This is a genomic window from Salinispirillum sp. LH 10-3-1, assembly GCF_030643825.1.
Lineage (GTDB): Bacteria > Pseudomonadota > Gammaproteobacteria > Pseudomonadales > Natronospirillaceae > Salinispirillum.
Genome location: NZ_CP101717.1, coordinates 2,667,143 through 2,691,972 on the forward strand (window position 1 = coordinate 2,667,143; position 24,830 = coordinate 2,691,972).

Annotated in this window: 22 protein-coding genes and 1 riboswitch; of the genes, 9 read left to right on the plus strand and 13 right to left on the minus strand. The window is 54.3% G+C overall.

The features are described from left to right. Positions 1–76: 76 nt before the first annotated feature. Positions 77–877: a serine O-acetyltransferase gene (gene cysE / locus NFC81_RS12170; RefSeq protein WP_304994748.1), complete on the minus strand. Its 801-nt coding sequence runs from the start codon at positions 875–877 to the stop codon at positions 77–79. Further along, complete coding sequence (gene trmJ, locus NFC81_RS12175; protein WP_304994749.1) at positions 870–1,628, minus strand: tRNA (cytosine(32)/uridine(32)-2'-O)-methyltransferase TrmJ; 759 nt, start codon at positions 1,626–1,628, stop codon at positions 870–872. Before trmJ ends, cysE begins: the two co-directional genes overlap by 8 nt. A 157-nt stretch (positions 1,629–1,785) precedes the next feature. On the opposite strand from trmJ, the gene NFC81_RS12180 reads away from it, so the two are divergent. Next, positions 1,786–2,550, plus strand: a complete 765-nt coding sequence (locus NFC81_RS12180) for an inositol monophosphatase family protein (RefSeq protein ID WP_304994750.1) — start codon at positions 1,786–1,788, stop codon at positions 2,548–2,550. 33 nt (positions 2,551–2,583) lie between these two features. Further along, entirely contained in the window at positions 2,584–3,672 is a 1,089-nt protein-coding gene (locus NFC81_RS12185) for a patatin-like phospholipase family protein (RefSeq protein ID WP_304994751.1), read from the plus strand. Between the two features lie 353 nt (positions 3,673–4,025). On the opposite strand, the gene secF is transcribed toward NFC81_RS12185, so the two are convergent. From secF to queA, 5 genes are all read right to left on the minus strand, one after another. After that, entirely contained in the window at positions 4,026–4,982 is a 957-nt protein-coding gene (gene secF, locus NFC81_RS12190; RefSeq protein WP_304994752.1) for a protein translocase subunit SecF, read from the minus strand. Next, a complete protein-coding gene (gene secD, locus NFC81_RS12195; RefSeq protein WP_304994753.1) occupies positions 4,970–6,853 on the minus strand; it encodes a protein translocase subunit SecD in 1,884 nt (627 codons plus the stop codon). The genes secF and secD overlap by 13 nt, the downstream gene beginning before the upstream one ends. Positions 6,854–6,928: 75 nt before the next feature. Continuing rightward, a complete protein-coding gene (yajC, locus tag NFC81_RS12200) occupies positions 6,929–7,285 on the minus strand; it encodes a preprotein translocase subunit YajC (RefSeq protein WP_370529866.1) in 357 nt (118 codons plus the stop codon). A 118-nt stretch (positions 7,286–7,403) separates the two neighbouring features. Further along, positions 7,404–8,537, minus strand: coding sequence for a tRNA guanosine(34) transglycosylase Tgt (gene tgt, locus NFC81_RS12205; protein ID WP_370529867.1), 1,134 nt, complete (start codon positions 8,535–8,537; stop codon positions 7,404–7,406). Next, entirely contained in the window at positions 8,534–9,574 is a 1,041-nt protein-coding gene (gene queA / locus NFC81_RS12210; RefSeq protein ID WP_304994754.1) for a tRNA preQ1(34) S-adenosylmethionine ribosyltransferase-isomerase QueA, read from the minus strand. Before queA ends, tgt begins: the two co-directional genes overlap by 4 nt. Before the next feature lie 232 nt (positions 9,575–9,806). Here queA and NFC81_RS12215 point away from each other — a divergent pair, with 232 nt between their 5' ends. After that, complete coding sequence (locus NFC81_RS12215; protein WP_304994755.1) at positions 9,807–10,259, plus strand: hypothetical protein; 453 nt, start codon at positions 9,807–9,809, stop codon at positions 10,257–10,259. Positions 10,260–10,535: 276 nt separating this feature from the next. On the opposite strand, the gene NFC81_RS12220 is transcribed toward NFC81_RS12215, so the two are convergent. Together NFC81_RS12220 and NFC81_RS12225 are read right to left on the minus strand one after the other, a co-directional pair. Further along, positions 10,536–11,369 (minus strand): energy transducer TonB, encoded by an 834-nt coding sequence (locus tag NFC81_RS12220; RefSeq protein WP_304994756.1) that lies wholly within the window; start codon positions 11,367–11,369, stop codon positions 10,536–10,538. Between the two features lie 26 nt (positions 11,370–11,395). Then, positions 11,396–13,318 carry a TonB-dependent receptor gene (locus NFC81_RS12225; RefSeq protein WP_304994757.1) on the minus strand — a complete coding sequence of 641 codons (1,923 nt, stop codon included), beginning with the start codon at positions 13,316–13,318 and terminating at the stop codon, positions 11,396–11,398. A gap of 136 nt (positions 13,319–13,454) precedes the next feature. After that, positions 13,455–13,590, minus strand: a riboswitch (cobalamin riboswitch). A 289-nt stretch (positions 13,591–13,879) separates the two neighbouring features. Between NFC81_RS12225 and NFC81_RS12230 the strand changes: the two genes are divergently transcribed. From NFC81_RS12230 to NFC81_RS12250, 5 genes are all read left to right on the plus strand, one after another. Continuing rightward, complete coding sequence (locus tag NFC81_RS12230) at positions 13,880–15,871, plus strand: DUF1800 family protein (RefSeq protein WP_304994758.1); 1,992 nt, start codon at positions 13,880–13,882, stop codon at positions 15,869–15,871. After that, on the plus strand, positions 15,871–17,346 hold the full coding sequence (locus NFC81_RS12235; protein WP_304994759.1) for a DUF1501 domain-containing protein: 1,476 nt from the start codon (positions 15,871–15,873) through the stop codon (positions 17,344–17,346). Before NFC81_RS12230 ends, NFC81_RS12235 begins: the two co-directional genes overlap by 1 nt. A gap of 228 nt (positions 17,347–17,574) precedes the next feature. Next, positions 17,575–18,099, plus strand: coding sequence for a TlpA disulfide reductase family protein (locus tag NFC81_RS12240; RefSeq protein ID WP_304994760.1), 525 nt, complete (start codon positions 17,575–17,577; stop codon positions 18,097–18,099). A gap of 1 nt (position 18,100) precedes the next feature. Further along, on the plus strand, positions 18,101–18,313 hold the full coding sequence (locus NFC81_RS12245) for a DUF4266 domain-containing protein (RefSeq protein WP_304994761.1): 213 nt from the start codon (positions 18,101–18,103) through the stop codon (positions 18,311–18,313). Beyond that, on the plus strand, positions 18,300–19,523 hold the full coding sequence (locus tag NFC81_RS12250) for a DUF3570 domain-containing protein (RefSeq protein ID WP_304994762.1): 1,224 nt from the start codon (positions 18,300–18,302) through the stop codon (positions 19,521–19,523). The genes NFC81_RS12245 and NFC81_RS12250 overlap by 14 nt, the downstream gene beginning before the upstream one ends. Positions 19,524–19,572: 49 nt before the next feature. Here the strand turns inward: NFC81_RS12250 and NFC81_RS12255 are convergent, their stop codons facing one another. Both NFC81_RS12255 and NFC81_RS12260 read right to left on the minus strand, forming a co-directional pair. Then, the gene (locus NFC81_RS12255; protein ID WP_304994763.1) at positions 19,573–21,135 is read right to left on the minus strand and encodes a DUF1501 domain-containing protein; all 1,563 of its coding nucleotides are present in this window, start codon (positions 21,133–21,135) and stop codon (positions 19,573–19,575) included. Further along, positions 21,132–22,892, minus strand: coding sequence for a hypothetical protein (locus tag NFC81_RS12260; RefSeq protein ID WP_304994764.1), 1,761 nt, complete (start codon positions 22,890–22,892; stop codon positions 21,132–21,134). The genes NFC81_RS12255 and NFC81_RS12260 overlap by 4 nt, the downstream gene beginning before the upstream one ends. Before the next feature lie 205 nt (positions 22,893–23,097). Between NFC81_RS12260 and NFC81_RS12265 the strand changes: the two genes are divergently transcribed. Continuing rightward, positions 23,098–24,024, plus strand: coding sequence for an FAD:protein FMN transferase (locus tag NFC81_RS12265; RefSeq protein ID WP_304994765.1), 927 nt, complete (start codon positions 23,098–23,100; stop codon positions 24,022–24,024). Between the two features lie 54 nt (positions 24,025–24,078). On the opposite strand, the gene NFC81_RS12270 is transcribed toward NFC81_RS12265, so the two are convergent. Then, on the minus strand, positions 24,079–24,384 hold the full coding sequence (locus NFC81_RS12270; protein ID WP_304994766.1) for a DNA-binding transcriptional regulator: 306 nt from the start codon (positions 24,382–24,384) through the stop codon (positions 24,079–24,081). Then, positions 24,365–24,751 (minus strand): type II toxin-antitoxin system RelE/ParE family toxin, encoded by a 387-nt coding sequence (locus NFC81_RS12275; protein WP_304996983.1) that lies wholly within the window; start codon positions 24,749–24,751, stop codon positions 24,365–24,367. Before NFC81_RS12275 ends, NFC81_RS12270 begins: the two co-directional genes overlap by 20 nt. Positions 24,752–24,830 lie beyond the last annotated feature (79 nt).

Consider the following 24,830-nt stretch of genomic DNA (forward strand, 5'->3'; position numbering starts at 1 on the left):
GCTAGCACCACAGTGAAACATGACGATATCGACCTTGAAAATCGTCATGTTTCACTGGATTAGAGAACTCTAAAAATCATTCCTCGGCCCGCTTTCCCCAATCTGGACATGCTCGGTCGGCTTCGGACACTGCCGTAAAGTCACTGTCGTTCAGCTCAGGTAGCTGCTCATTCTTAAATGACTTGTCCAAACGCTGTAATGTCCCGCACATGCCGTTCATACGCTCGTCCACCGCGTGCATATGGTCCAGCAGAGCCTTGATTGAATGGGCAATCGGGTCCGGCATGTCTGACACCCCGTAAGCGTCAAAGCCCAGCTTTTCCGCCATCGCCTTGCGCCGCTCATCGGTTTCACCTGCTTCGCCAGCGCGTTTTATCACTCGACCCGGCACCCCGACGACAGTCGCACCAGCGGGCACCGCTTTGGTGACCACCGAGTTAGAACCAATGCGAGCATTCGCCCCCACCGTAAAAGGCCCCAACACCTTGGCTCCCGCGCCGACGACAACACCGTCCTCCAGCGTAGGGTGGCGTTTACCCACTTGCCAAGACGTACCACCCAGCGTCACGCCCTGATAAATGGTCACATCGTCACCGATTTCAGCGGTCTCACCGATCACCACGCCCATCCCATGATCGATAAAGAAGCGTCGACCGATGGTCGCACCTGGGTGTATTTCGATACCGGTGAACCAACGCGACAACGTCGACAGAAAGCGCGCCAGCCACTTCAAATTCATTCGCCACAATTTATGCGATAAGCGATGAAACATGACCGCGTGCAGGCCGGGGTAGGTCGTTAACACCTCGAGTGTATTGCGTGCCGCGGGGTCGCGTTCAAACACACTGGCAATGTCTTCTCTTACGGTTTTAAACATCTTTCAGGCGGCCTATGGTCTTTTGAGTCTGACTGACAATGCCGCGCAGAATATTCAGCTCGACAGGTTCAGGTTGTGCCCGCATGTGAAAGCGGCGCAGTTTGATCATCAACTGCTTCAGATTATTGGGGTCGGCAAACTCAATATCAACCAGCATGGCTTGTAGGTGCTGAAAAAAGCCTTCCAAGTCTTCAGCGCGGGCGCGCAATTGCGGTTCTTCGTTACCCGCCCGGCCCGATTCCTCGCCCTGCAACATGGCCAAGCGAACTTCGTAAGCGATGATTTGCATCGCAGAGGCGATGTTCAATGAGCTGTAATCCGGGTTCGCGGGGATATGCACATGGTAATGGCAACGCGCCAGCTCTTCGTTCGTTAAGCCACTGCGCTCACGACCAAAAACGATGGCGATATCACCCTCGGCGCCGACCGTAGCAATCTGCTGCGGAATTTCACGTGGCGTCAGCATCGGCCATGGCAGTGCACGATCTCTGGCACTGGTACCGATGACCAGTTCGCAGCCCTGCAACGCCTCCTCTAAGGTGGGCACCTGCACTACACGCTCTAAAATATCTTGAGCGCCGGACGCCCGCGCAATGGCTTGCTCGGACAAAGGGTTTTCATGCGGATTGACCACCACCAAATTGCTCATGCCCATGGTTTTCATAGCACGAGCGGCCGATCCAATATTTGCGGACAGTGATGTTTCCACCATGACCATGCGAATGCGCGACAAATGCGCCAAACTGAGCAAAGTTCCTCTCCCATCACTAATGTTTTCTGTTAGAATCCGCGGTTCCGTGCTTTTTAACACTACTGCATTTTTTTAACACTGGGCGCATTGATATTTGGTCAGCCGCAGGGCGACCTTATTCTTTTCGACCACCTACTACAGGGGCTGAACAGCTACCATGCATCCTACTCTTAATATTGCATTAAGAGCAGCCCATGCTGCTTCTGAAAAACTGGTTTATACACGCGAACACTGGGCTACTCTAACCGAAGAGTCCGGCAGCGTCGACGCCACCGTAAAAGGCTTACACATCGGGGCCGCCAAAAGAGCGTTTACCGTGCTGCACAATGCCCACCCGCAACAGACGGTGGAGTGCACGCAAACAGGCACCTTTGAGGTGCGCGATGCCGAGCCAGATACGCACTGGAAAGTCGATGTACTGCTCGGCGAAACCAACTATCTACGCGGCTTACCCGGCTGTGGCGTACTGATCAGTCAATGGCAGCGCAACCGCATGGAACATGCATGCGTTGTCTTCCCGTTCTTGAACCTGGAAATCATGGTGTCCCGCGGACGCGGCTTACAGGTCAATGGCCGGCGTGTCCGAACGCGCCAGATGGATCGCTTATCTAATGCTTTTTTTGGTGGCGACCTGAAGAACCCTGACGTGTTCATGAAGGTAGCCGATGCCTGCCAGCAAACCCGAATCAGTGGTTGCGCCCTGCTGGACATCACCGATATGGCCGCTGGCAAACTGGATATCGTAGTACTGCACAACCTCTCCGCGCTGGAGCTGGCGACCGCACAACTGCTGGCCACAGAGTCTGGCGCTGTAACGGGCGATCTCTCCGGCTCACCCATTCAATCCGCGCAAGGCAACATGGTGGGTGCGAACCCTCGCTTATTTAAAGCTACAGTTCAGCTGTTGCGGGATATCGTCTGAGTATCATGGCATTGAATTGGGAGTGTTGAACGGATGCATTCACTGCAGATAGTCGCTGGCAAGCGAGCCTACAGCCGCATCCGCGAACGAGGATTTCAAGCTAAAGACGTTCAGGTAATGTTGGGCGCCTCTGGCGGCCCTAAGTGGTTTGTACTGAGCCATTTGGACCAAGAGCTGGCCCGCAACTGCCTGCCCAAAGCGCCTGAACTTCAACTGGTCGGCTCATCCATAGGCGCATGGCGTATGGCTTGCCATGCGGCGGCTGATCCGGTAGCTGCATTGCAACGCTTAGAATCGTCTTATTTAAACCAGAGCTTCCCGAAAGGCATGACGGCACAGCAAGTCTCCGACCAATGTGAGTTAATGCTGAAGGAAGTTCTAACGGACGAATATTCTCCCCAGCCGCACCGCTCGCTGAATATTGTAGCGGCGCGCTGCAAAGGCGTTACCTGCAACGAATCTCGCTTTAAACAGGCCATGGCCTTTGCTCTGGTCGCGGCCGGCAATTTAGCATCGCGCCGAACACTGCGCTGGCATTTTGATCGCCATATCGTGCAAAGCGCGCCCGGCTCATTGCCGATCTCGCACTATAACGACTTTCACACCACCGTTAGCAAGCTCTCTACGGACAATTTGATTCCCGCTTTGATGGCTTCAGCGGCTATACCGCTGGCTCTGGCTGGCGTGGAAAACATTCCCGGCTCGTCCAATGGACTGTACCGCGATGGAGGCATGGTCGACTACCACTTTGATCTGCCATTCGACACGCCCAATGGTTATGTCCTCTACCCGCATTTTGCACCGGTTCTCAAGCCCGGTTGGTTCGATAAGTCGCTGTCGTGGCGACGCGTCAATGAACTGCACTATCAAGACGTCGTACTGATGACCCCGTCTCCGGCTTTTATTGAAAAGCTGCCATACGGCAAGTTACCGGATCGGCGTGACTTCAGTCGTTTATCGGATAGTGAACGCCATACTTACTGGCGAAAAGCGGTCGGTGCAGGTGAGCGATTGGCGGAAGAGTTCCACGACTGGATGGCAAGGGGCGCTACGGGCTCGATCGTTATGCCATTCAAGTCCAGTCAGTTTTCGCAATCCAAAGCGAAGAAGTCAACGTCGTAGGAGCGCAGCCCTCTGCGCGAAGGTTCGGCCAGAGGGCTGGCATCCTGCGAAATGGTGTTGCGGGTGTACTTATAAAGAAAAGCACCCGCCCTACGGGACTTCGGTATCGGCACAAAAAAGCCAGCGCATGCGCTGGCTTTTTTGTGATTAGAACCAGCCTCGCGACATCAAGCGACCCAACGTGATAGTGTTCAGGCCCGGGTCAGTTGGTGCCGCGCAGACTGGGATGCGGCAGAGCATGCTGGAATCGCATACTCCATTGCCATTAAGTGTACGCCTTTTCTATCAGAGTACCGTCACAACCCGTTATGTTAAGCAACGAATTGTAACGGCGACCTAATGACCGAGCTTACTCAGTCTTTTAGCCAATCCGGAATGTCTTCTTCCGTTTCTACTTCTTTTTTCTCTGGCTGCATCATATCCTGCTTGGTTAAATTCATCTGCGCCAGTACATTCGCCGATACATAGATCGAAGAGTAGGTACCCACGACAACACCGATCAACAGCGCCAAGCTGAACATACGAATCAATTCGCCACCAAACACCAGCAACGAGAGCAATACCAGAATGGTCGTACCCGACGTCACCAAGGTCCTGCCCAGCGTTTGGGTCAGCGACAGATCAACGATGTAGAGCGTATCGTCGCGGCGTACACTGCGGAAGTTTTCCCGTATGCGGTCCGCCACCACTATGGAGTCGTTGAGCGAATACCCCACTACAGCGAGCACAGCTGCGAGCACCGTCAGGTCAAAATTCAACTGAAACAGCGAGAAGATACCGACCACGATGATGACGTCGTGTATCAACGCCGCCACCGCACCAAAGGCAAACTTATATTGGAAACGCAGAGCGACATAGAGCATAACCACGGCCAAGGCCAAAATCATGCCCAACCCGCCACGGTCACGCAACTCTTCACCAACCGCCGGACCAACAAACTCACTGCGCCGTAAGCTGATTTGGCCGTCACTGGTGTCGCGCATCAACGCCACAATGCGATCACCCAATTGTGGATCATCATCGGCGCGTAAGCGGATCATCACTTCACGTTCGGAGCCAAAGAACTGCACACGGGCGTCTTCGAAACCCTCGGCAGCCAATACATCACGCACTGCGTTCAGGTTCGCAGGCTCACTGTAACCCAGCTCTACCAGCGTACCGCCAGTAAAGTCCAGACCCAGGTTAAGCCCTTGGAACGCCAGTGAACCCAGCGAGCCCAGCAACAACAGACCTGACAGTACAGCAGCAGCTAGCCGCTTTGACATAAATGGATAAACTTTCACGGGTGACTTTTCTGCTACTTCCGCCATGCCCAGACCTCCCAAATAGGGACCGACTTAAGAGATCGACCACCAAAAAACAAATTCACCAGACTGCGCGTAACAATAATGGCGGTGAACATCGACGTTAGAATGCCGACCGACAGCGTGACCGCAAAGCCTTTCACCGCACCAGTACCCACAGCAAAGAGAATGATGGCAACGATCAGCGTCGTAATGTTCGCATCGAAGATGGTCACGAACGCGCGATCAAAACCGGCGGATATGGCCGATTGTGGCGACTCTCCATTGGTTAGCTCTTCGCGTATGCGCGAGAAGATGAGCACGTTCGCATCCACCGCCATACCCACCGTCAAAACGATACCGGCAATGCCCGGCAACGTGAGCGTGGCACTCAGCAACGACATCACAGAAACAATCAGCAGTAAGTTGATGGCCAGCGCAATGTTGGCCAACAAACCGAAGGTGCGATACCACAGGATCATGAAGGCAATCACGGCCATGAAGCCGATGATGACCGACGTGACACCCATACGGATGTTGTCTGCACCGAGGCTTGGTCCGATGGTACGCTCTTCCACGAAGTACATGGGCGCGGCCAGTGCACCGGCACGCAATAACAGGGCTAGCTCAGCCGCCTCAGCGGGTGAGCGCATACCAGTGATACGGAATGACGGGCCAAAAGCACTCTGAATGGTGGCCAAGCTGATGACGCTCTTCTCCACCACATTCTCGTATTCGGCAATGCGCTCGCCATCTACGGTACGGTAGGTAGTGATGGTATTGTATTCAATGAACAGCGCACCCATGCGTGTACCCACATTGCCGCGCGTCACGCGCATCATGTTGGTACCACCGGCACTGTTCAAACTGACCGATACCTGAGGCAAGCCATTTTCATCGTAATCGGAACGAGCGTTAGTCACGTTCGTACCGGTTACGATCACTTCTTTTCGCAAGTCAGCGAACGGTGCGCCACCGGCACCATCGCGCGTTGGGAAGCGCTCTATATCCAGTGGTGAATCACCAGGCTTCGCCTCCAAGCGGAACTCCAGCTCAGCGGCCGTACCCAGTACGCGCTTCGCGGTAGCAGTGTCTTGCACGCCAGGCAATTCGACCACGATACGGTTGCGGCCTTGGCGCTGCACCAGAGGTTCTGCTACACCCAATTCGTTAACTCGGCTGCTCAGCGTCGTTAAGTTCTGCTGGATCGCATAGTCTTCAAATTCACGAATACGGTCGTCGCTCAGCGTCAAGCGCAGTTGAAACAGGTTGCCGCTGGTTGAGGTATTGCGCTCGAATTCAGGGTAGTTGCGTCGAATGTAGTTTTCACCGGCCGTGCGGTCTTCGGCAGAACGGAAACTGACTGTTAAGGCGCGGTCACCCACGACTTCGACGTTCGCGAAGCGAATGTTTTCATCACGGAACTGGCGGCGCAGCGCGGCGTCGTAATCACTGACGCGATCAGCCAGATAAGTTGGCATGTCGACTTCCATCAGGAAGTGCACACCCCCACTGAGGTCGAGGCCCAAGCTCAACGGTTTGCCTCCGATGGCTTCAAGCCAGCGCGGCGTGGTATTCGCTCGGTTCAAGGCAGCGATGTAATCATCGCCCAGCGATTGCTGGACTATCGTCCGCGCCGCAAGTTGATCTTCGCCACTTGCCAGGCGAATCAGCAAGGTATTGCCAACGCGCTCAGCCAAACGAACAGGAATATCGGCGTCTTCCAGAACGCGTAACGCGCGCTCTTCAACACCAGTGGTGACGGCAGCAGTTGCCGAGGAGGCCGTGATCTGCACGGCGTAGTCTGCCCGATACAAGTTCGGCAAACTGTAGATAATGCCCAAAAATACTACGATGGCGACCATGCAGTATTTCCAGACGGGGAAACGATTGAGCATAAGACTGTCCTAGTGAGACAACATGGCCCGGACAAGCCGGGCCTAACGAATGGCGCTGTGCACTCGCTCCGACAATTAGAGCTGCTTGAGCGTACCCTTTACCAACGTCGCCGATACGGCACTGCGCTGGAATTTAAGCTCTACACCTTCAGCTACTTCAGCCACGACGAAGTCGTCGGATACCTTGGTGATCTTACCTGCCAGACCGCCAATGGTGATGATTTCGTCACCCTTGGTCAGGCTTTCCATCAGCGCACGGTGCGCTTTCTGCTTCTTAGCTTGTGGACGCCACAACATGAAATAGAAAATCAGGACAAATAGACCCAACATGATGAACGATGGGATTGGGCTTGGTGAGCCAGCCGCAGCGGCAAACGCCGTGCCGGGGGCAGCCAGTGCTAACAAAGCAACTACAGACAGAACAGCTTTCATTACATTACTCCTGAAATTAAATTCTTATGTTCTTAGGTATCCTGCATCTTCAATGCGGACAGAAACGTGTTTTTAAACCCTTAGCCCGTGGAAAAACCACGAACTGTTGTTCTTTCTCCTACGACGCAGCGGGCCGCTCTTGCCCCCGTTTCGCGTAAAACTCATCAACAAAGGCGGACAAATTACCCGATTCGATCGCTCCGCGCAAACCGGCCATCAGGTGCTGGTAGTAGCGCAGATTGTGAATGGTATTCAACTGCGCGCCCAGCATTTCCTTACACTTGTCCAAATGATGCAAATAGCTGCGCGAGAAATTCTGGCAGGTGTAGCAGTCACATTCCGGGTCCAGTGGGCGCGTATCGTGACGGTGCGTCGCGTTGCGGATTTTCACCACACCCTCTGAGGTGAACAAATGGCCGTTACGTGCGTTGCGTGTTGGCATCACGCAGTCGAACATATCCACGCCACGCAATACCGATTCCACCAAGTCTTCCGGTGTACCCACGCCCATCAAATAACGCGGTTTGTCTTCCGGCATGTCGCCCGTAATGACATCCAACACCTTCATCATTTCGTCTTTCGGCTCGCCGACCGACAAGCCGCCAATGGCGTAGCCGTCGAATTCGATGTCTTTCAGCCCTGCCAGTGAGCGCTTACGCAGGTCGCCATACATGCCGCCCTGAATAATGCCGAACAGCGCGGACGGGCTATCGCCGTGCGCATCTTTACTGCGCTTCGCCCAACGCAAAGACAGCTCCATGGACTTGCGCGCTTCGTCCGGTGTCGCTGGGTACGGCGTGCACTCATCAAAAATCATTACAATGTCAGAACCGAGTTCCCGCTGCACCTGCATGGCTTTTTCTGGCGACAATTCTACCCGCGCACCATCGACTGGCGACTTAAAGACCACGCCCTTTTCGCTGATTTTGCGCATTTCGCCCAAGCTAAACACTTGGAAACCGCCGCTATCCGTCAAAATGGGGCCCGACCACCCGTTGAAGTCGTGCAGATCGCCGTGCTCTTGAATCACTGCCGTGCCGGGTCGCAACATCAGATGAAAGGTATTGCCCAGAATAATTTGCGCACCACTTTCCACGATGTCACGCGGCAACATGCCTTTCACCGTACCGTACGTGCCCACCGGCATAAAACACGGTGTTTCCACTTTGCCACGCGGAAAGGTCAGCGTGGCACGGCGCGCCGCGCCATCGGTGCCGTGCAACTCAAACTTCATAAAACATTCGCGGCTCATTGGGCGGCCTCCTGTGAACGGGTGACAAACATGGCGTCCCCGTAACTGAAAAATCGATAGCGTTCGGCAATGGCGGCTTCATAAGCGGCCATTACCGCTTCTTTCCCGGCAAACGCGCTGATCAACATCAACAACGTCGATTGCGGCAAATGGAAATTGGTAATCAAAGCATCGACCACCTTAAAGCGGTAGCCGGGGTAAATAAAGATATCGGAGTCGCCAGCGAAGGCCTGCAATTCGCCGCTGCGTGCGGCACTTTCGAGACTGCGTACCGATGTGGTACCGACCGCTACGACGCGACCACCACGGGCTTTGCAAGCCTGAACAGCCGCCACGGTGTCCGCCGACACTTCAAGATACTCGGAGTGCATGACATGCTCTTCTACGGTATCAACCTTTACCGGCTGAAACGTACCGGCGCCCACATGCAGAGTGACGAAGGCCTGCTCAACGCCCTTGTCTTTGAGTGCCTGCAACAAGGGCGCGTCAAAGTGCAGTCCAGCCGTAGGCGCTGCAACCGCCCCTTCCACTTGCGCGTAAACAGTTTGATAGCGCTCGCGATCCGACGCTTGGTCTTCCCGGTCGATATACGGCGGCAACGGCATGTGGCCTTGCGCGTGCAATACCGGCAACCAGCTCAATTCGGGCGCCAATTGCAGTTCAAACAAGGCATCGCGACGCCCCACCACATTAACGATACCACCACCGTCGAGATGCAGTTCGGCACCCGGCTTCGGGGCACGACTGGCGCGCACATGCGCAAGCGCTGACCGCTCATCCAATAACCGCTCGATCAGGATTTCCAACCGACCACCACTGGCCTTTTGCCCAAATAAACGCGCTGGCATCACCCGCGTGTTGTTCATCACCAGCAAATCACCGGGCTGCAATAAATTCAGGACATCACCAAACTGACCATGCTGCACTGCGCCCGTCTCGCCACTCAGTTGCAACAGTCGGCTGGCCGTGCGCTCAGGCATGGGGTAACGAGCAATCAGCTCATCAGGTAAGGTAAAATCGAAATCTGCGACGCGCATGCTGTACCTCATTTAAGGGGCGCATAGTTTACCTATTGTGGGTAGGCAATGCATCTTTGTTCGTACTTTGAAGGCCAAACGACAACACAAGGCGGGTAATCGCTTTGAAGAGTCCCATTACAAGGACCCTAGACGCATTGCCCGATCGACAATATTGCGTCTGGAGCATTGCGCCGCTTACATTCCTATTGTCTACTATCTTTGTAAATTCCATTCATCTACGGAGAAACCGATGAAACGTCTTGTAATCCTTTTAGTGGCTATGAGTTTCGCAGCGGCAGCGCACGCCGATGTCAACATCCGCACCAATCAGGCCTCTACGGGCTTAATGGTCGGGTCTTATGCCGATGGTATTGGCGGTATCTTCAGCTACAGCATCCCTATTCAGGCTGATGGTCTGCGCCGCAGTGGTCTGGGCTTGATGATCGATGCAGAGCTGGGTGGTGGTATTGGTGATGACTTCGTGATGGCTGGCGACTTGGGCTTGAACTTGATGTTCTTCCTGAACAACGCTACCAGCATTTACGCAGGTCTTGGCTTGGGTACACAGTTGCTGCCAGGTTCAGATTTCGGACCTTCTGGTGAGATCGGCATCAACTTCCGTCTCGACAGCGCACGGTTGTTTGTTGAAGCGGGCCAGCACGCCGGCCGTAACAACTACCTGGGCATAGGTATGCGCTTCTAAGCACAGCCTAATTGGCCTGTTGGTGTGGTAGCACCACAGGCCATCCTTTTCAGCTTCGCCTCTTGCTATTTGTAACCCGCCTGACACTTCTTCTCGTTTTTCACGCCACCCAAGCATCACTCAAATGTATGCATACGGCCTAAAGTGCGTGAAATTCTGCGGATTAACTGCACCGAAAGACAATCGGTCCGGCTCAACCAGGTTCGTATTATCAGCCTTCAGGGCCAATAGATGGGCTTCATTGGCACTATCCAAAAACAGCATGTTCAGCACGCATTAGTTGACCGCAAGTGTAAAACATACCGGCACCGAAATTTGCAACGCAGAGTCAGTCATGGGTTGATCGAGCTTTAGGCGGGGCAATGCACCAATCGCACGCGTCACTTCCTGATTAAACTCGCGCTGGCGACTCGCTTCGGTAATGGCCAGTAAGGATACCGCCCCTGTATCCGTCACATCGACGCGTGCGGTCACGCAATCCTCCGCTTGCCGGCGCCGTAGACGCTCAGGGTAACGCAGCTGAGCAGCCAACGCCTGCCGCAACAATGAGGTAATATTGTCTTCCAGCGCGGCTTGGTCATCGACAGAGGAAACGTCCACTGTACTTTCAGCACCTTCATGCTTTGCCAATTCAACATCTGCCGACTGTGATTCGATCTCCGATAACAGCGGAATAGGGTCAAACTCTTCGCGTATATCCACTTCCGGTTCCACGATGGGTTCAGGTCCATGGTCCTGTAATTCCGGCTCCGGCTCCGGCAGAACGTCACTGATGGTGGACGATGCAGGTTCATCGGTTGTAATGGGCGGGGGTAAAGAGGAATCCGGCTCAGGGGCCGGCGGCGCAGGTGTCGGTGCCGCGGGGGCTTCCACTGCATTGTCCACAGCGCCATCGTCGGTTGGCTGCGCCTCGGCAATCGACTCCTCGGGTGAACTGACGAGCGCCAGCGACAGCGTGCGTGAGCTTTCTGCGCTGGAGACACTTGAGGGCGACCTTGGCCACCAGTAATTCATCGACAGCGCCGCACCCAGAGCCACAGCCAAGTGCAAACCTACCGATAAGGTGAGCACTAAGAGGATGCGGCGAATGGAGCGAGCGCTGTTAATCATTTCAAGCCTATGGTTTCACCCATTATTTAAAACCGATACGTTAGGCCCGCGAAATAATTCCGACCATCACCGGGGTAATAACTGTCCGCCCCCCAATTCGAAGCAAAAGCGGCGGCGCTGTATTGCTGGTCAAGCACGTTATTCACTCGCGCCTGAATGCTCAAGTCGTTGACCCGTGGCACTTGATAATTTGCACTCAGATCGACTAAGGCGTAAGCCTCCAATGGATCACTGCTGTTGCTGTTATCACCACCCAGGTAGCGTTCACCGTAGTACCGCACATCAGTCACCAACGTCAGCGCTTCAAGCGGGCGAAGCCCCAACTGCGCACCAGCCTGCCACGACGGCACACCGGGAATGCGCTTGCCCTTGTTATCGCCACTGGCGAACTCGGCGATCACGTAGTCAACGCTTACGCGCGTCCACAGGGCTGACAACCACTGCTCTTGCCAATGCGCGTGCATGCCCGTGCGAACCGATTCATCACCATTGGTATTTGCTCCCGTTCCAGCCCCCCATGGGCCATCCAAGGTTGGGTCGTAGTAAATTTCGTCGACTAACGTTATACGGTACCCTTGGATTTCCACATCGCGCAGTGAATTTCGAATAGCCACACCGCCTTCAATGGTATGCCCACGCTGGGGTTTCAAGCCCGTCACACCTGTTTCGGTGAACGCTTGTTCATCCACCTTGGCAAAGCGAAACGTTTGCTCCCAGTTCAAGTTCACGTGCAACTCACCCTGCTGCCAATGCGCACCCAAGCCCAAGGCCGATGCTTGCTGACTGAGTGACTCACCCTCCGGATAAACAGTGGCGTCTACTAACTCTTCCTGCGTCGCTGCATAGCGACCACCGGCGGTTAACGTCAGACCGGACGTCACCGCCACACCTGATTGAAGATACCCGGCGTATTGCCACTGGGTGATTTCACGTTGCGTGAACGCGCTATCAAAAACCAATTCTGCTCGCACCACGTCAGCTCCCGTCGTGACCTCTAGTGCAGACAAGGCCAAGGGTGACCAGATCAACCGAGGACTCACACCCCAAGCATCGCGCTGAATCTCGCCTGCACCACCGAAGAGAAAAGATTCGTATTCGTTGGTGCGATAATAGGCTTCAGATGCAACGGACAACTCGGCCGACGCATCCCACTCTCCAGATACTCGGTGCGACCAGGTTTTGTTGCGCTGGAAATCATCCGGCGTGTTCGTTTGGCGTGGGTCATCTTCCGCTTCTTCTTTCGTCAAACTGCCCGCAAAACGCACCTCGCTGTCGGTATACTCGGAACGCAAGCGAACCTGACCGCTGGCGGCACGCCAAGTCAACTCACCAAAACCTGACGCATTGGTTCGGCCACTGTTCTCCCGAAAGCCTTCATATTGGTCATACTCGCCACCCACCAGCAGTGACAACTGGTCACTAATAGCAACAGGCACCATGATGGAACCGCTGGGCTGGCCATCTTCACGGGTCCATACAGACATCTGCCCCTTGGGGTTTGCCTGCGTCACAATATTGATCACCCCTGCCACCGCTTGGTCGCCGTAAAGCACACCACTGCTGCGGCGAATGATCTCTATGCGTTCAACGTTCTGCAGTGAGAGCCCAGACAGGTGAACAGCGGAGATGTCATTCTGATTCAGCTTCTGACCGTCGAGCAATATCAAAACATCGCTGCTGCCTGGCGCAAGGCCACGCAGACCAAATTGCTGGTCACCACCGGTACTGGAAGGGTTGAGTTCGGGCAGAGACGCTAGCGCGGCTTCAACCGTGGTATAGCCTTGCGCGCGCAATGTTTCACCGCTTAATACGGTTACCCCTGACGGGGTATTTTCCCAAGGTTGTTGAAAGCGTGATGCTGTGACCGTGACCGGAGACAACATCAGTTCAGCACTTGCGCTCAACGTGATAGCCCCTAATAAGGGAACTGCGAGCCATTTGGTATTCATTGAAAGGTCCTTAAACTCAAAAATTCGGAGTAAAAGGCAGGCGAAAAGGAATGAGCGCTGAGCAGAAGAACATTCACAACAGCATCTCACTCACCAACGATAGCCCACCGCATCGTGGCAACAGCCGCTTGTGTTCGGTCTCCGGGCTTAGAGGCAGAGCAGGAATACCCACTCACCAGACATCGCCTTCCCACACAATATGCAGTGGCGCAAAGACATCTGTATCCTCAATTACCGTTGCGGGGGCAGCACCAGAATTTCACTGGTTTCCCTTCGGGGGCATGCTAAAAACGTTATGATCACCGCTGAATAAAGCGCTGACGTTTTCAGATGCGCCCATTAACACAGGGGCATTGACAGGCGGCGAGTATACCGACGTGAATGGAGTATGAATAGGCAAAAAGCGCTACAAGACGGTTTTCGCGCTGGGGGTTTGACGCAAAGGCCTGAGAACTACGTCATAAAACCAGCATTTCAAGCTTGGTCATATTAGAAATTTAACAGTGTGCATGTGAATGCCTCGCTATAATTCAGGATGTATCAACCGCATCGGACGGCGCCATGCGACTATTGACCACACTCCTTTTGGCCACCAGCTTGGGCATGCTTGGCTGTATGCCGGAAGAGCCAAGCAAGGTCACAGATACCAACTACCCGAATTTAAAGCCAAACGTACCAGCCCTTGATGGTGCGGTATTGGCTTTGAATCAACCGCCCTTGGTTGGGTTGCAACAGGTTTCTGCACATGACTGGGACGAGGCAGCAGTGCGCCGCGTACTGCACCTGTTTGCTTTTGGCGGCCATGCGTCGGACGCTCAGGTCAGCACCTGGGCATCTATGGAGGACCCGCGGCATGCCATCGAGGAAATTCTTTATGCAGGCCCTCACCACCCCAAATTATCCCCCATTGAAGACCACCGACACATAGGGCCTGATGGTAGCTTACAGGGCCTGAGCGATTATTGGGGGAGTAATCACCCAGCGAATCCAATGCGTAGCCAACGCCAGCGTTATTCATTAGGTGGCCATGCCGATTCGTGGCGCTCACCCACGCGCATTTGGGTACAGGCAAGCCAAACCAGAGGTCTGAACCCCGTGCGTCAAAAACTGGGGTTGTATCTCACGAACTACCACATGGCGGTCAGCCATAATGCCAACGTGAATAATTGGCAAATGGTGCAGTACTATGACGACATCATGAATGCCGTTGCCGCGGGGAAAACCTTCGACGAACTGGTGACCATAGCGGCGAGCAGCTCGGCCGTGGCCGTGCAGTACAATCATCAATGGAACACGGCTTGGAAAGATAATTCGGGAGAATGGCATTTCTGGGGGAACGAGAATTTTGCCCGAGAGTATTTTCAGCTGTATTTCGGCATTCTAACCAGCGGGCCAAATCACGCAGACCCTGGCACCTTTAACGCCGATTACCACGAAACCATCAGCATTAAAAACATGGCCGCACTTCTCACAGGAATGCGACTAAACGGCAACTGGGATCACGCCGACAGCCGCACCTTGTCCTACAATACCGAGCAACATCATACCGATCCGCTTGAGATTCTTGGTCACACAATTACTGGGAATAATGCTCTGGCGAAAATGCAGCAACTTGGCCCACTGGCTGTCCGGCATCCGCAAAGCTTAGAAAACCTGCCAGTGCTGATTGTACGCTGGTTAGCAGACGACGAAATCCTTAACAAACCCGAGAAGCAAGAACGTCTACGCACATGGTGGGCGAATTTGGTCGAAAACGATCAGCATGACCTAATGACGTTTCTCAAGGGCTACGCCATCAGTGAAGACTTCCATTCCGAAGAACGCATTAAATACTTCAACGTGTTCGACCGTACTCTGAGCATCGCCAACAACCTCGTTTTAACCAACGATGACATCTGGGCAGCACCCAATGGCTACCGTCTGTACGATCTGGACTGGGAGTTTTGGAACCACGGATTTTCGGTTTTTGAACCACACCACAATGTATTTGGTGGCCAAACAGGGCAAGACGCCTACAAAAACAGCGACTATTTCATGCGCATTTTTAACTTCGTCGTGGAATACAGCTGGCGCTGGGGTCGAGCCGACTATCGTGTCCCACAAAATACCGGGCCGCGCGTCTGGATAAAAGACTGGCGGCCTGCTCTGCCACCAACAGACCAAGTTGATGGCTATTCGGTTGAGATGCTGGGCGAATGGTTGTGGCAACGCTTTATCGCGGACGATTTAAAGAACTTTGGTCCATTGGAGCGCGCCCATGTCTACGCATTTCTGGCTGGTGATTCAGGCTACGATTTGATCCGCTTTTGGCGCCGCGACCTGAACCTTGACGTTGAGTGGGATGAGGTCATTACCGATACCGACCTGACTGCCGGCGGACGCTACCACGATCCCTATACCGCACTAGCAAACCGCACCGTGCCCGCCCTTCCCACGGCGGCCAACCTTTCAGCATCGGAGCAAGACCATCTGGTCGATTTCGCTTGGCGTATGGGCAGCGCCATTAATTTTATTGTCTCCACGCCTTATATGTTCTATCAGGAGGGTCGCTGATGAAACGGCGCGAGTTCCTCAAAGCATCCTTGGGTGCCACCCTGGGCAGTCATCGCTTACTCACCGGCGCAGCGGCTGGTGCCTTGCTCCTACCGAGCACAGCCCAGGCAACACCCGCCTCCCAACGCACATTGGTACAGCTGACGCTGGACGGCGGCCCGGATTTTCGTCATTTGTTCGTGCCACCACCGAACAGCAGTGAATCTTATGGCAAGGCGTTTTGGCAGCACAATTATCGGTCGCAATCATTAGCTAATGGCAATTTCAATACCGCCAGTACACGCTATTGGCAGGACTATCTAGAAGCGACAGTAGACGGTAATACTTTCGGTGTATTAAAAGAGGAGGCGAGCTGGCTGCATGAACTACTGACCGGTACTGGCGGCCATGGCTTAGGGGTTGCAGTGATCTGCAACGTCGTGGGTTCACCATCACGCGACCACGTGCATTCACTGCTGGCCTTGGACTACGGTCGACACGACGCAGCCGCGGATGAATACGGCCGTTCCGGCTGGGCAGGTCGCCTTGCCGACGTACTCGACGGCCGGGTTCTGTCACTGACCCGCACGCCGCGTAATCTCTGCTATATGCCGGACGCCACCGGTTCTAACCTGCGCTCACCGACCGATAACCCGTTAACTATATTGGATGCACGCACGGCAGGCCTGTTTGATCACCGGGGGCTAAATTTAGCTGACTGGAACCCAACGTGGATACCGGCAGGCGAAAGCAAACACGAGTTTCATTGGAACGCACACATGTCGCGCGCTATGAGCGGTTATTATAAAGGCCTCAGTGAGCGCGCCGCCGTGAATCACCGCATTGAACGCGTGATAGACCATGAGCGCACGTTGCGCCGTGTCGGTCAGGACCTCGCCGATGCACTCAACGGCAAAGACGTATTGGATACCCCTGCGAGCGCCTGGCTGAACAAAGGCGATTTTGCCCGCCAGATGCGCACGCTGCACGACATGTTGAACCACGCCAGCGACGCGCTGGACTTGCGCGTCGCATCGATTGATATGGGCGGTTGGGACAGCCACGATAACCAAAAAAACATGATAGAGCCGAATTTCTCGGATCTCTTCGGCACCGGCAAAGGGCTGCATACGCTGTTCACGCAAATGGACAGTACCGCCAAGAGCAATACCTTACTGGTCATTAACGGCGAATTTGGCCGTCAAATTAAAAGCAACTTTGACGCCGGCACTGACCATGGACGTGGCAACTACATGCTGTTGATCGGCCAAGGCGTGCGAACAGGCATTTATGGCGAGATGTTTCCAGAGGCCGAAATCGACCGCATGCACACCGAGCCCAGCCCTGAAATTGAGGGCAAAACCACCATTGAGCACCTGCACAAAGCCATTGCCGACTGGGTGGCAAGCGGCAATACAGGACAAACGGTAGTCAACCGGTCGTTGGTTGGGTTGGACTTAGAGAGCGGGCTGGATTTAAACACCCTATTTACGTAGGGCGGGTGCTTACACCCGCCGTTAAACAAACGGCGAATAGCGCTGGTTCGGCCAGAGGGCTGGCCTCCTACCCAGAGGCAATGCTTATTTAGCAAGAGCATACCCGCGATATTTTGGCAGGTGTAAACACCGGCCCTACTCGAATTTGCGCACTGGTTCACTATGCGTGGTCAACCACTGCGCTATGATGCGTGCTTAACTATCGCATTGTTCTTGAGGAACTGCTGCATGACCTACACTTCTCTCCGAATTTTGCCGTTACTCTGGCGTCAGCTGCGTTTGGCGGTGCTTTTGGTCATCATATCTGGCGGTCTGTTGGCCCAGCCAGCCCCCAATTTCAGTTTTACCGACCCGGAAACCGGGCGCAGCCACACCCTGTCTGATTTTCGTGGAGAGGTTGTGTACTTGGATTTTTGGGCGTCCTGGTGTGGTCCATGTCGACAGTCGTTTCCGTTTATGAACGAATTGCATGCGCGCTATAAAGACCAAGGCCTACGCATTCTGGCCGTGAACGTGGATGAAACGCAGGCCGACGCGCAGCGTTTCTTGGACCGTTTCCCTGCCGACTTTCAGATCGTCTACGACCACAAAGCATCTTTGCCACCATTGTACGGTGTAGAAGGCATGCCAACCGCTTATTACATTGATCACCATGGCCAGATTCAATATGAGAAAATCGGCTTTCGGTTGGGTGAACGCGCCGCGACCGAGCAGCGCTTAATTGAAATGATGCAAGCCGCGGGAACTTACTGACATGCGTATCGCCAGTTTACTGACCATTGCTTTCCTGCTGACGCTCACCGGCTGTGCTCAGGTACCCGTATGGGAACGCGGCGCGTTGGCTCAGCCCGGCATGGAGATTGACGGTCACCCGGTCGATACCTATGTCGACAGCCACATTTACTTCAGCAAAGAAGCGGCCACCGGCGGCTCTGGTGTTGGAGGCGGAGGCTGTGGCTGCAACTGACAAGAAAAATGTTCGGGCCATGCTGGCTGTCGCCACAGGTACTTTGTTGTGCCAGAGTCCGGCCGCGCAAGAATACAGCAATGAATGGATCACCAACCTAACCTACCTGGACTATCGCGAACGCGACCGTATCAGCGTGCAGTCTTATATTGCCAATATTCGTGGCCAGATCAGTGACGACGCGCGCATTCAATTGGGCGTGGTACTCGACACCATGACCGGTGCAACGCCAACCGGTGCCATTGATGGCGACAGTGTCGTCACCAGCACAGGGACCTCCGGCGGCGGCTTTGACGTTTCCGGCGCAGGTACGGCAATGGCAGAGTTCAGTGACACCCGCTTGTCGGTGGATGCCAACTGGGAACACAGCTACACCAGACTCTTCCGCGTAGCATACGGCGGCTATGCGTCCGTAGAAAGTGACTTCACAGCGATTGGCGGCAGTATAAAAGCCAGCTTGGACATCAACAACCGACTCACGACGCTGTCAGTGGGCGTTGGCGCAGAAGGCGACAAAAACGCCAAGCGCGATGGCACTACACCCGGCCCGATGACCAATGTGGAAGATGCCATTTTCTATGACGCCGGGCGGCGCAACTCTTTCAGCGGATTGCTGGGCGTAACGCAGGTTTTAGATCGTCGTACAGTGGCACAGTTCAATGTGACCTACTCGCACTCTTTGGGTTATCACACAGACCCGTACAAGGTCTTTAGCATGGCTGACAGTGATGACGTGGAGATGGAACGCTTTTACGAAGGTCGCCCGGACGAGCGGCGCCGCCTTGCACTGTATTCCTCCATGCGCCAACAACGACCGGACGGCAATATTCTAGGTGGCTCTGTGCGCCTGTACGGCGACGACTGGGGTGTACAGTCTATTACGCTGGACAGTCAATATCGCTACAGCTTGGATGGCGGCGCACGTTTTATCGAACCCTTTGGACGATTCCACTTCCAAACCGCTGCTGATTTCTATTTGCGCTCTCTTGAGCCCTACGCAGCCCTGCCCGAATTTGCCAGCTCGGACAGCCGATTGGCGCAGATGCAAAGCTATACAGTGGGGCTTAAATTCAGCATCCCGGTCCACACATGGGGTTCCCTGCAGCCGCGACTGGCTTATTTCCATCAGGAATTTCAAGACGCCACGCATGAGCGGAATCAGGCGTTGATTGTCAGCATCAGCTTTGAAAATACATCGAGCGCCCCGTAGGGCGGGTATTTATACCCGCCTTCGCACAGGGGCTGCACTCCTCCCCCCCCTAAAACAACGGTGATTTACCGGCTAACTGTTCATCCAGGGGTACATCACCATCGGGGTTAAACACCGGATCTGCCGTCATCACCTGTGGGTTTTGCGCACCGAAATAGCCATACATTGACGCCGCTATGCTCATAGCCTCTGCTTCGTAACTGTCATTGGTAGGCTGCGTGTACTGATTGTTGGTTTTCGTCCGGCCAACACGCTCCGTGGTACCCACCACCTTACCCAGCGCCGACGCTCCGCTAGGACGCACACCCGCGCCGCCAATGGTGTACAAGTTCTGATTGTTCGCATGATCCCAACCACGTGAATTGTTCAAATTCACCAAGCGGCCAAAATCTCCCCAGACATTAATGATGATGTTATCAGTACGTCGTTGTGCACCTGAGGCAATGTTTCGATTGTGCATCAGTCGAATGTGCTTAGCGGCCACTCGAAGCGCCTGCATAAGCTGTGCAAATCGCCCGCGATAGCGATCAACCGCGTTGTTGTGGTCATCCCAGCCACCCAAGCCCGGCGTACCGACCGATGCGTACAGCGTCGACGGGTTGTGAATCGCCAAGGTCACCGCAGCACGTATCTGATTGGCAAAGCCGTTGTTGGGGTATATGAGTCGACCGGTTGCATTGTCACGATCAGGGTCACCATCAGCTACCAAAGGCAATTCTGCGCTGCGAGCGTCCTGTAGGTCTCCTACCAAGGCCGCCATGGCTTCACGGGCGGTGAACCCGGTGCGGGCCTTATTGAAGCGGTCGGCCTGCCCGGACAAGTCAGCCACAAGCTGATCAATGCGGCTATTGACCACATCATTACCCGTGATACCGCCTAACCGCGAATACGGATTGTCTAAATTAGCGTTCAGCGACAGGTCGCGCAGCGGCATCGGGGTTGCCATTGCGGGGTCTTGTGCGTACGCCGTGGTTTGCCCCTCAAAAGAAACGAATGGTAGAGGCAAGCCCAATAAACCATCGTCGAAACTGCCGATGGAACGACCGTCTGCTAACACGCAACCGCTGCCCGCCAGTGCATTACGATGCGTATGCAGCATCAACGCCAGTCGTGTTCCTAAACCCGGCGAATTTTCAACATCCAAGGCGCCCTTCTGATTGATGAAGATGGCTTCTCGATGCGAGCGCGTACCGTTTTTACGCCGATGAATGGTGCGATAAACGCTCAAGTCACCACTGGCCAGCATGTCTTCCATATAGGTGCCGCCAGCACCGGCCCAAAAACCGTGTGGGGTAATCTGCGGCTGACCGCCGTTAAACGGGTCTGTATTCCCATCCCGCTGATTCAATATTCCCCCACCAAATGCACCGGTATAGGAATTTTCTGAATGCAGGTTGATATCCCCAATATTGGTCAGATTGCCCGCCAACTCGGATGCTCCGCCATACAGAAAGATATTGATTACCTGCGGCATCACGGCCGGTGCGCTAAAGTTCACCGCTTGGTAGTTCAAGCCTGCCGCTTGAGCCCGGTTTGATAGCATTGACAAACTTAAGGCACTGGGCAGGACAGGCGCTAACGCCAAGCTGCGTAAAAAGCTACGACGATTCATTGTGCACCTCCTGTTCCGGCCACGGCAAATGTGCGGCGCTGATAATAAAATTCTGGCAGGCGTGCGACGTACTCGAACACTATCTGCGCGACTTCAGTGTAGTAGTAATTGTTATTAGGTCGCACAGACACCGCACCATCAATCTCGCGAATTAAATCCATTCCAGGCGTACCATCATCAGTACGCATCACGCTGAGCAAGCCGTGACGTTCTGCGTCTGTAGCACGACGGCGCAACGTGGTCAGAAACAGGTAATCTAAGTACTCGGCAGCCGTCAAAGCCTCTACATCTGGACGCCGCTGAGTTTGCCATAACGTGGGGTCATCCGTGCGTGGCACGGCCTCCAATAGAAGACCACGGAACCCCGTCGTATTACTGGAATAGGTGCCGCCCTGCCAACCATTACGGTTGTTCACAAACACCTGCTCACGCATCGCTTTTGCTTGGGAGGCAAAACTCATGGCGTCCATGGGTACGCTGGGCGTACGGCCAATTTTATATTCCATCGCTGCACTGCCCATATTGCGCTGAAAGAGTGCGGACCATTGATGTTCTTGCAGATGACGGAGAACAGGACGACCAATCCAGCCTTGATTGCGTGCAACGGTCCAACGTAGGCGGTGAAGAGTGCCGAAGAAGTTCTCCTCAAACCACAAGGGCCGTTCACTGTGCAGCAGGTAATGCCGAGAGAACAAAATCGCTGAAAAGATGTCTTCAAACGTCTGCGGTTGCGCGGCAGCAATAGACGCCACAAAAGCGCTCCGCACCTGAGCGCTCTCTTCTGCCAGGAAGTAGTTAACGATCACCTCAGTAACGCGAGGGATGAACAGCGGGTGCGACACAATCAAACTGTGGAGGTCGTCGCAGTCCAAAATGTAATAGTTATCCAGCACCTTTTGGTACTGCGTATTTGGCTCCCCACTGCGCACGAGTTGATACTGGGCCGATTCCGGCGTTAGACGCCACTCGCTGCAAGCGATACCGCCGCGGCGCGAGTCTTCTTCGGTCTCAAACAACCCAAGGAATAATTCATAAGCTTCCAAGGCATGGTTTTCAGCCGAGCGCGATACGCGCCAGCGTGATTGCGTTCCCAAATACTGACGTACGGTATCCTGGATCGATGTACCGTTCCGAATGCTGTTGCGTAGAAAGCCGTAGACAAAAGCGGCGTCTTTCGCATCCGTGCTTTCCATTTCCAATGCAGGCGAAAACATGATGGTGTTGGTTAAAAAATAGGCCATCCACTCCACATACAGATCGCGGCTGATGGGGTATTCAATGATCTGCGCCAGCGGTACTTGGCGATGTAATACCGTGCTGTTGTCATTGGTGTTGGTGGTGAATTCGTAGAGTACGTTCGACTGATTGACCGGCGTGTTGTCCGGCAGCAAACCGATTTCCGCACGGATCGACGCGCGCACCTCGGGCAGAAGTGGTCGGTTCAAAGCTTGCCGTGTGGTTGCCAGGAAATCCGGTTGGCGGAGCCGCAATTCGCTCATGCCGTACGACAGGTCAAAAAACTCATCAACCGGCACACCACGATAAAAACTACTCAACAGCTTGTTCGCCACGTCGTATTGTTGTTCCGGCGTGAGCGCTCGGTAGTCACTGCTCGACAAGGGCGCGGCTGCGCCGGTGACATTGATTTGGCGTTGTTGATTCTGGTCAGGAGTGCCAGGGTTACATCCGGCCAGCACAACAGCCATCAAAAGCCCGGTGGCTATAGCACCGAAGGAAGGGGTGGTTGAATGGTTCATGGGCGTGTCTCAGGCTGCGATCATTGTTAAGTTTGCCGAAACAACCTCTCGCGTCGAAAGCACAGAGTTGGGCATCAATTAGAATGCATAGTAGGCCTGCTTTCTTAGCTATGGTACAAAGCACATGCAAAACTGTGATGCTGTTCGCGGCTTTTTGAGCAATACCCATTTCAGTTCAAACTTATGGCCACTGATCCCTGTTCCTATGCCTACTGACCGCCATTTCGAATTCCACTTCAATGCACAGCAAAGGCTGTGGCGAGCGCGCTTCAACGCCATGGGCAGTACCGGAGAGATACTGGTCGATGCAGACAAAAATGCCTTACAGCAGCCAATGCTTGATGCGGTGCGAACCGCTGCGCAAGAAGTCTGGCGCATTGAAGACAAATACAGTCGATACTTGAACACCAGTGTCATCAGCCGACTCAACCAACAGGCAGGCAAAGCTCAGACGGTAGACCCTGAAACGGCAGGGTTACTAAACTTTGCCGCGCAGTGTTATCAGCTCAGCGACGGGTTGTTCGACATCACCTCTGGTCTGTTGCGCAAGATTTGGCGTTTTGGCAGCGATGGCCTAACGACCTTTCCCGAGCCGGTGCAAATTACCCAGCTACTGCCTCACATCGGCTGGCAGCGCTTGACGTGGACGGGCACTGATCTGACTCTACCAGAAGGCATGGAAATCGATTTTGGCGGTATCGTCAAAGAATACGCGGTGGACCGCACGTTGTTGCAATTGAGTGCAGCACTCAATCTGCCTTGCTTGGTCAATCTGGGCGGCGACCTGCGCTGTAATCAGTCGCGCGCGGGAGGAGCACCTTGGAACCTGGGTTTAGAGAACCCCGATTCAGTACAAGAAGCCATTGGGGCGCTGTCGTTGCATGCGGGCGCCCTAGCCACCAGCGGCGATACGCGACGTTTCTTTATGCATCAGGGTACGCGGTATGGACACATTCTCAACCCGCTAACCGGGTATCCAGTGATGGGCGCGCCACGCTCCATCACTGTGGCTGCGCCGACCTGCACGGAAGCGGGCATTCTATCGACACTGGCGATGTTGCAGGGTGTGCAGGCAGGTGATTTTTTAAGGGAGCAACAAGTCCCACATTGGATAATTGGAGAGGTAAAATAAGAAGGTACCAAGCAGTTGGCACGAGTAAATAACTGCATCTCCGTTTTACATTTATCAAATAATGGCCTGCAAGCCTTTGTCGGCGATAACATTAAGCAGCTTGAGCGCAGGACCGGCTGGACGCGTTTCGCCCTGCTCCCACTTGCGCACCGTTGAGGCGGTGGTGTGCAGATGATGGGCAAACACTGGCTGACTGAAGTGCAGCCCCTCACGCAAACGCTTAATGTCGTCAGCACTGAACTCGCGTACTGGCGGAGGACAGATCGCGTCGAACTCACGCATCGTCACCTTGCTGATTGCACCAACGTTGTGCAATGCGTCTAGGTCACCGCGCAGGGATTCAATGATTTTGCTCGTCACAACACACCTCCAGTAAAACTCCGGCCTGCAATGCTTTTACCAATTCCTCAGCTGAGAGCTCCAGAAATACCTTACCAGCATATTGCAGCGCATTTTTCTCGTCTCGCGTGATGTTCGCTTTGTCGCTTTTCGGGAACCCATGCAGAAATACATAACGGTGGCCGACGCGAGCCGACAATAATGTACGATAACCGCCGCTCTTACCTGCACCTCGGCGGGCGACTCGCTTTTTGTAGAGGTGGCCGCCTAAGTCAGCATCAATCAGTCCACTTTCCATTTCCTGGGCCGCCTTGCACAAAGCCGCATCGGACAGCTTCTCAGCAGTCTGCCACCGCGCAAAATCCTTTCGCTTTAAGATTCTTAACACTTCCATACTCAAAACTATACCCGCAACGGGTATAATTGTCTAACCTTTGCACACGGTAGATTGCTACCTATTCGCCGAC

Coding starts and splice junctions, on each gene's coding strand:
- cysE (WP_304994748.1), bottom strand. CDS start 877: ATGTTTAAAACCGTAAGAGAAGACATTGCCAGTGTGTTTGAACGCGAC.
- NFC81_RS12180 (WP_304994750.1), top strand. CDS start 1,786: ATGCATCCTACTCTTAATATTGCATTAAGAGCAGCCCATGCTGCTTCT.
- NFC81_RS12185 (WP_304994751.1), top strand. CDS start 2,584: ATGCATTCACTGCAGATAGTCGCTGGCAAGCGAGCCTACAGCCGCATC.
- secF (WP_304994752.1), bottom strand. CDS start 4,982: ATGGCGGAAGTAGCAGAAAAGTCACCCGTGAAAGTTTATCCATTTATG.
- secD (WP_304994753.1), bottom strand. CDS start 6,853: ATGCTCAATCGTTTCCCCGTCTGGAAATACTGCATGGTCGCCATCGTA.
- yajC (WP_370529866.1), bottom strand. CDS start 7,285: ATGAAAGCTGTTCTGTCTGTAGTTGCTTTGTTAGCACTGGCTGCCCCC.
- tgt (WP_370529867.1), bottom strand. CDS start 8,537: ATGAGCCGCGAATGTTTTATGAAGTTTGAGTTGCACGGCACCGATGGC.
- queA (WP_304994754.1), bottom strand. CDS start 9,574: ATGCGCGTCGCAGATTTCGATTTTACCTTACCTGATGAGCTGATTGCT.
- NFC81_RS12215 (WP_304994755.1), top strand. CDS start 9,807: ATGAAACGTCTTGTAATCCTTTTAGTGGCTATGAGTTTCGCAGCGGCA.
- NFC81_RS12220 (WP_304994756.1), bottom strand. CDS start 11,369: ATGATTAACAGCGCTCGCTCCATTCGCCGCATCCTCTTAGTGCTCACC.
- NFC81_RS12225 (WP_304994757.1), bottom strand. CDS start 13,318: ATGAATACCAAATGGCTCGCAGTTCCCTTATTAGGGGCTATCACGTTG.
- NFC81_RS12230 (WP_304994758.1), top strand. CDS start 13,880: ATGCGACTATTGACCACACTCCTTTTGGCCACCAGCTTGGGCATGCTT.
- NFC81_RS12235 (WP_304994759.1), top strand. CDS start 15,871: ATGAAACGGCGCGAGTTCCTCAAAGCATCCTTGGGTGCCACCCTGGGC.
- NFC81_RS12240 (WP_304994760.1), top strand. CDS start 17,575: ATGACCTACACTTCTCTCCGAATTTTGCCGTTACTCTGGCGTCAGCTG.
- NFC81_RS12245 (WP_304994761.1), top strand. CDS start 18,101: ATGCGTATCGCCAGTTTACTGACCATTGCTTTCCTGCTGACGCTCACC.
- NFC81_RS12255 (WP_304994763.1), bottom strand. CDS start 21,135: ATGAATCGTCGTAGCTTTTTACGCAGCTTGGCGTTAGCGCCTGTCCTG.
- NFC81_RS12260 (WP_304994764.1), bottom strand. CDS start 22,892: ATGAACCATTCAACCACCCCTTCCTTCGGTGCTATAGCCACCGGGCTT.
- NFC81_RS12265 (WP_304994765.1), top strand. CDS start 23,098: ATGCCTACTGACCGCCATTTCGAATTCCACTTCAATGCACAGCAAAGG.